At 31.3% G+C, this 5,632-nt stretch carries 6 protein-coding genes; 2 read left to right on the plus strand and 4 right to left on the minus strand.

Going from position 1 to position 5,632, the window contains the following annotated elements:
- Positions 1-420: type 2 periplasmic-binding domain-containing protein (locus CKF59_RS07910; protein ID WP_222985621.1), on the plus strand; the 420-nt coding region annotated here is incomplete at its 5' end.
- A gap of 75 nt (positions 421-495) precedes the next feature.
- Here CKF59_RS07910 and CKF59_RS05635 read toward each other — a convergent pair.
- Positions 496-750, minus strand: coding sequence for a SlyX family protein (locus CKF59_RS05635; protein ID WP_119534983.1), 255 nt, complete (start codon positions 748-750; stop codon positions 496-498).
- Positions 751-932: 182 nt separating this feature from the next.
- On the opposite strand from CKF59_RS05635, the gene CKF59_RS05640 reads away from it, so the two are divergent.
- Entirely contained in the window at positions 933-1,754 is an 822-nt protein-coding gene (locus CKF59_RS05640; protein ID WP_119534984.1) for an FKBP-type peptidyl-prolyl cis-trans isomerase, read from the plus strand.
- Positions 1,755-1,808: 54 nt separating this feature from the next.
- Here the strand turns inward: CKF59_RS05640 and putP are convergent, their stop codons facing one another.
- The 3 genes from putP to CKF59_RS05655 form a co-directional block, all read right to left on the minus strand.
- Entirely contained in the window at positions 1,809-3,305 is a 1,497-nt protein-coding gene (gene putP / locus CKF59_RS05645) for a sodium/proline symporter PutP (RefSeq protein ID WP_119534985.1), read from the minus strand.
- A 179-nt stretch (positions 3,306-3,484) separates the two neighbouring features.
- Positions 3,485-4,285 carry a MetQ/NlpA family ABC transporter substrate-binding protein gene (locus CKF59_RS05650; RefSeq protein WP_119534986.1) on the minus strand — a complete coding sequence of 267 codons (801 nt, stop codon included), beginning with the start codon at positions 4,283-4,285 and terminating at the stop codon, positions 3,485-3,487.
- Positions 4,286-4,329: 44 nt separating this feature from the next.
- Positions 4,330-5,169 (minus strand): MetQ/NlpA family ABC transporter substrate-binding protein, encoded by an 840-nt coding sequence (locus CKF59_RS05655; protein ID WP_119534987.1) that lies wholly within the window; start codon positions 5,167-5,169, stop codon positions 4,330-4,332.
- Positions 5,170-5,632 lie beyond the last annotated feature (463 nt).

Raw genomic sequence — 5,632 nt, forward strand, 5'->3', positions numbered from 1 at the left:
GATATTGACTTAAAAAATATTAAAGATTCAAAAATCTTTTTATTACAAGATAGCAACTGTTTAAGAGATCAAGTTATAGATATTTGTAATACTTCTCCTAATCCAGAATTAGGTATAGATCATTTAACCGATACAAGATACAATGCCTCAACTATTGAGTCTTTAAAAATGATCGTACATCATGATCTTGGGGTTAGTGTTATTCCTGCCGTAAGCTTGTTTAATCCTACTCCAGCACGAGCTAAAGTTAATCGCATTGTAAATCATCCAAAACGTGAAATTTCCATGGTTTATGACCCAACAAGTCATAACGCTAAATTTTTTGAAAGAATCTCTCTTGAATTAAGAAAAATTTACGAGAAGGAATACAAAAAACTTAAGTTAGAATCTAAAGTTTACAAACCTTATAAAAAGTCATAACCATGAATAACTTAAATTAGTGATTTAACTTTTAGAAAAAAAGCTTCAGGTATTACCTGAGGCTTTTTTTATATCTTAATAATGTGGTGGTGGGGTTTCTTCCGCTTCTGAAGCAACAAGAGTTTGATTTTGTTGAGATTTTATATAGGAAACTACAGCTTTTAATTTAGTTTCTAACTCTTGCACTCTATTTTGTAAGTCAACATAAGCTCCATTTAACTTGCTTATTTCAATCTCTTGCTGTCCAACTAAACATTCTAATTGAAAGATTTGTTCTTGTAAAAGTTTATTCTCCTCAACAAGATTTGAAAAATTTTCACTGTTACTCATGATTATAAATAATTTATTTTTTATAAAGGATATATAGATGTTATAATAACAAACTGGAAAAGTAAATTGAAATTAAATAAACTACATAATACAATAAAGTTGTAAAGTTGAAAAATAAAATCTTGACTTTATAAATAGAGTGTACGTTTATCAATTTATAACTAACCAATTTTAGGAAATTTATGAAATTATTTGCAGGAAAAACAAAATCTGCTTTAACTTTAGTAGCTGCTACTATTCTTGCGTTAGGAACTCTTACAGCTTGTAATAAAGAAACAACACAAGCTCAAGCAAGTACTACTCAAACAACGCAAGCTCAGACTGCTAATAATCAAACAAAAGAAGGGGATCAATCTGTGACTGCTACAGCTGAAGATTTAAAAAACGTTTCTGAACTAGCTATTCTTGTTGTAAATGATTTAAAAACTCAGTTAAACTTAACTGATGATGAGTTAAAAGCATTTGCAGAAGGTGTACAAAAATTTGTTTCTGGTTCTGCAACTGAACTAAATCAAGAACAAGCTCAAGCTTTAACAACTTACTTAAATGCACGTGCACAAAAAGTTATGTTAGATAACTTAGCGGTACAAGCAGAAGCAAATGGTAAAGCTGGTAAAGAAGCAATGGAAAAATTTGCTAAAGATCACCCTAATGCGGTTAAAGATGAATCAGGTATTATCTACGTGATTGAAAACCAAGGTAAAGGTGAAAAAATCCGTGCTACAGATACTGTAAAAGTTAAATACAAAGGTTCATTTGTAGATGGTCGTGTATTTGATGAAAACCAAGAAGGTGTTGAATTCCCATTAAATGGTGTAATCCCTGGTTTCTCAGAAGCAATCACTAAATTAAATGTTGGTGGTAAAATTTTAGTATTAATCCCACCTCAATTAGCTTACGGTGAACGTGGTAACCAAGCAATCCCACCTCGCTCAACATTACAATTTGAAATTGAAGTTTTATCAGCAAAACCTGAAGCTTCAACAGCTCCTGCTTCTAAATAATTATTTTCAAGCAAGAAAAATGGTAGCCTGCATTAGGCTACCTTTTTTCTTGTTTTATTTTTGTTGATGGTAATTTTCAACGGCTTGATCAAAGCGTTCAGCTATTTCTACCTCAGCTTTAAATAAAGCAGAATGAATAACCGCAACAGTCATTGCTAGGATAAATCCAGGAACAATTGAATAAAGATCTGCAAGATCATTCCAACCTAGGAACTGCATTAAAGGAGTCCATACAATTACGGTAATTGCACCAGTAAGCATCGATAATACCGCAGCTTGACCACTAATATTTCTACTATAAAGAGAAAGAATTACTAAAGGTCCAAATGCAGAACCAAAACCTGACCATGCGTATCCTACTAAAGACATTACCGAAGAATCTGGATTTCTTGCAATCCAAATTGCTACTACCGCAATTAAAAGAATCATCGCACGCCCAAACCAAACTAACTCAAAGCTAGAAGCGTTTTTACGAATAAAGCCATGATAAAAATCTTCAGTTAATACCGCAGAACACATTAAAAACTGTGCAGATAAGGTACTCATGATTGCAGCTAAAATAGCCGATAAAACAATTCCTACAACCCAAGGATTAAATACTGCTTTTGCTAGTTCAATAAATACGGTTTCACCTTGAATATTTATTCCTTGCATTGTAAAGTAAGCTAAACCAAAATAACCTACTGAACAAGCACCCACAAGACATAGGATCATCCAAGTAATCCCAATCGTACGAGCTTTATTAATTGACTGTACAGAATCAGCGGCCATAAATCTCACTAAAATATGTGGTTGACCAAAGTAACCTAGCCCCCATGAAAGAGCTGAAATTACGCCAATTCCTGAAACATTAAATAATAAATTTGAGTAAGGAATATGGGTAACATTAGTTTTATCTACTAAAGCTTGAGTAATCTCGCCCCATGAAAAATGAACTAAAATCATTACTGGAGCTAAAACTAATGCAAAAATCATTAGACTTGCTTGAATACAATCTGACCAAGAAACTGCTAAATATCCACCTATAAAAGTGTAGATAATGGTAGATAAAGCACCTAACCATAAAGCAGTAGTATAGTCCATCCCTAGAAGACTTTGGAAAAGCTTAGCTCCTCCCACTACTCCTGAGGCACAATAGATTGTAAAAAAGAATAAAATAACTAATGAACTGAAGATTTTTAAAAGCTTACCTTTACTAGGAAATCTTACAGCAAAAAATTCGGGCAGAGTTAAGGCATTGTTGTAATTTTCAGTGAATGTACGTAGTCTAGTCGCGACAATACGATAATTAAAATAAGCACCTAAAGTTAAGCCTATAGCTATCCAAGATTGAGAAAGTCCGGTTGCATAAATTGCCCCAGGTAAACCTAATAACAGCCAACCTGACATGTCTGTAGCTCCAGCTGACATGGCTGTTACAAATCCACCCATTTTACGACCACCTAAAATATAGTCATCAAAATTTTTGGTTGAAAAATATGCAAAAACACCAATTCCCAAAATAATTAATAAGTATAGGCCAAACGAAATGTAAATTTCTAAATTTAGCACAACAAATAAACCTCAAAAATTTTAATAATATTACATTGGGGAAAGTAACATTTTCTATCAAAAAATATTCTCTATTATACAAAATTTTTACATATGTTTTAAAATTTTTATGGGTATTTTTTACTTGTTAATAAAAAAGCTCTCTCAAGAAAATGAGAGAACTTTTTTATTTGATACTTTTAATTTACCCCTTCCGGTTTAAATACAGGAATTACTCCACCATTGTATTTAGTAAGAATGAAATCATATACTTCTTTACTGTTAAGAGCATTTTCTAGTGCTTTAATACGAGGATCATTTTCATTTACTTTACGATAAGCAATAAAGTTAGCATAAGGACCTGAATGTTCAATATATAATGCATCTTTAGATGGACTTAAACCACTTGTTAAGGCATAGTTTGCATTAATTAAACCAAAGTCTGCACTTTTGTATACACGAGGAATATTTGCAGCTTCTACAGGTAAGAATTTATAACGATTTGGGTTCTCAGCAATATCTCTTTCTGTAGATAGTAATTTTGTTGGATCTTTTAATTTAATTAAGCCAGCACTTTGTAATACTAATAGAGCACGACCTTCATTAGATGGATCATTTGGTAAAACAAATGTTGCTCCACGTGGAATATCATTTAAACTTTTATATTTAGTAGAGTAAATACCAAATGGCTCAATATGCACTTTGAAACCACCAATAATATCTGTTTTATACTGTTGATTATAAGCATCTAAGTATGGCTGATGCTGATAGAAGTTAGCGTCTGCTTCCCCTGTCGACACCGCTCTGTTAGGTAAAACGTAATCGGTAAATACTTTTACTTCTAAATCAATTCCTTGCTTAGCAAGAATTGGTTTCACAAATTCTAAAATTTCAGCATGTGGCACAGGAGTTGCTGCTACTACTAATTTTTGATTTGCATATGCTGAAGTTAAGGTTGCAGCTCCTAGAGCTAAAGTTGTAAACACTTTGTAAAATTTCATATTCTATCCTTTTCTCTTTATGTATTATTCTTTATAGTCTCTTATTAATTTTTTCCAGCTGGAACTTCACAACCTTCTACAGGTTCATCTAAAGGACAGAAAACTGGAATCACTGAACCTTCAAATTTAGTTAGGATAAAGTCATATACTTTTTTCGTATAGATTGCTTCTTTTAATAATTTCACACTTTCTAAATCTGCATTGTCAGGACGAGTTACCACCCAGTTAGCATATGGAGAATCATTTTTCTCGATTGCAATCGCATCTTTTAATGGGTGTAAACCTGCTGGTACCGCAAAATTAGTGTTAATTACATCTAAATCTACTGAATTTAAAACTCGAGGTAAGTTAGGAGCTTCAATCTCTCTAAATTTTAATTTCTTAGGATTTTCCACGATATCACGTACAGTTGCTTTGATGTCGTTAGGATTTTTTAATTTAATTAATCCTAATTCTTGTAAAAGTAAAAGAGCTCGTGCTGCATTAGTTGGATCATTTGGAATTGCAACAACTCCTCCCTCACGTACATCATTTACATTTTTTACTTTAGTTGAGTAAACTGCAACTGGAGTAATAAAAATTGGGAAAGCTGGAACTAAATCATAACCTCTTTCAGCATTAAAAACTTCTAAGTAAGGTAAATGTTGATAAAAGTTAATATCTACATGCTTTTGGTGTACCACTACGTTAGGCTGTACATAATCAGAAAACTCAATTACTTTTAAATCAACCCCTTTCTTCTTTAAATCATCTGTGACAAATTTAATTACCTCAGCATGTGGAGTAACCGAAGCGGCTACCGATAAAGTTTGATTAGCAAATGCTGAAGTTGTAAAAGCTGCTAAAAGAGAAAAAGCTGTAGCTAATTTAGTAAATTTTTTCATAATAAACCTCGAAAATCAATAGACCTAAAACTAATTAAACTTAAATCACAAATGATTATTTATTTTATCTATTTGTTATATTTAAAATCTTATATTATTTTTTTTGTTATAAATAGATTAACACAAAAAAATGACCATTCCAAGCTTTTTTAAGAAAAAATCTTTAAATAAACGTAAATACCAATAAAACAAGAAAAATTTATACAAATAGACGTCTAAAAGAATAGTATTTATAAAAGATAAATCTATAAAAAACCAATTTATACCCTATAATACTCTATAAAAATATCACAAAAACTCCTTTAATTAAAGATTTTATTTTGGTTTTTTCAAGAAAAATCCCTCCATAATTACTTCATATTTTAATTCTGAGCTAATCATTTTTCAATAAGATTTAATCCTAAAATCAATCACCTCTTTATTAAAATTTTTATATAAAAAAACCTAGAAAATCTCATTCTAA

Source organism: Psittacicella gerlachiana, from assembly GCF_003585965.1.
Taxonomy (GTDB): domain Bacteria; phylum Pseudomonadota; class Gammaproteobacteria; order Enterobacterales; family Psittacicellaceae; genus Psittacicella; species Psittacicella gerlachiana.